Source organism: Nocardia sp. NRRL WC-3656 (assembly GCF_000720265.1).
GTDB lineage: Bacteria > Actinomycetota > Actinomycetes > Mycobacteriales > Mycobacteriaceae > Nocardia > Nocardia nova.
The window spans coordinates 1-675 of the sequence record NZ_JOJF01000100.1 but is presented as its reverse complement, the minus strand read 5'-3'; the positions used below and the strand labels follow the sequence as shown (position 1 = coordinate 675).

At 65.6% G+C, this 675-nt stretch carries 1 protein-coding gene and 1 pseudogene; one reads left to right on the top strand and one right to left on the bottom strand.

All coding sequences use genetic code 11. The features are described 5' to 3' along the window. A pseudogene (locus IG65_RS39525) lies at nt 1-82 on the bottom strand (ferredoxin family protein); the annotation flags it as partial. A 187-nt stretch (nt 83-269) separates the two neighbouring features. Here IG65_RS39525 and IG65_RS0134005 point away from each other — a divergent pair. After that, entirely contained in the window at nt 270-557 is a 288-nt protein-coding gene (locus IG65_RS0134005) for a hypothetical protein (RefSeq protein WP_030519017.1), read from the top strand. Nucleotides 558-675 lie beyond the last annotated feature (118 nt).

The window sequence follows — 675 nt, the reverse complement described above, 5'->3', positions numbered from 1 at the left end:
CGTAGATGCAGTCGACCGGACACTCCTCCACACACGCCCGGTCCATCACGTCCACGCACGGCTCGCCGATCACATACGCCATACCTCTATTTATACATCTAATGCTTGTATAAACTAAGACCGGTGACACACCCCACCGGATCTCCCGGCGCACGCCGTCGGCAGCGGATCCGGTTCACATCACCCCGGCGTCTCGCTCAGCGTCGGCAACGATGCACCGACAGGTCCGATCGTCCGACGGCCGGGGTACGCACCACCACGCCCGCCGGATGTCGAACCGAGAGGGCCGTCGGCACCTCGCTCTCGGCGATATCGACCCGTCGCCGACGCTCTACGACACGCTCGGTGAGTCGGCGCCGATCCTGTTGCCGCGCTTCGATATCGGCGCCACCGAGGGCGGCGATCTCGTCCCCGCGGGTTCCGGTGACTCGCATCGGCGACCGGCGGTGACGACCGTGTTCGATCTGCCGATGGCGCACTGCACGGCGTCGGTAGCCCTCCCGACTCCGATGCCGGTGCGGTCGAAGCGGCGCCTGCGGGAGCCACCGCCACGATAAATCGAGGTGCCGCTGCGGTTAGGTTCTGTGTCGAAGTGAAGTGAGGGCGGCCCTTTGAGCCGCCCTCACTCGTGTCGCAGCCACTGATTGATGACAGCGATGTGGACGGTCGCCAGGT

Bases quoted from the DNA above. Each gene is read 5' to 3' on its own strand.
- IG65_RS0134005 (WP_030519017.1), top strand. From the start codon at position 270: ATGTCGAACCGAGAGGGCCGTCGGCACCTCGCTCTCGGCGATATCGAC.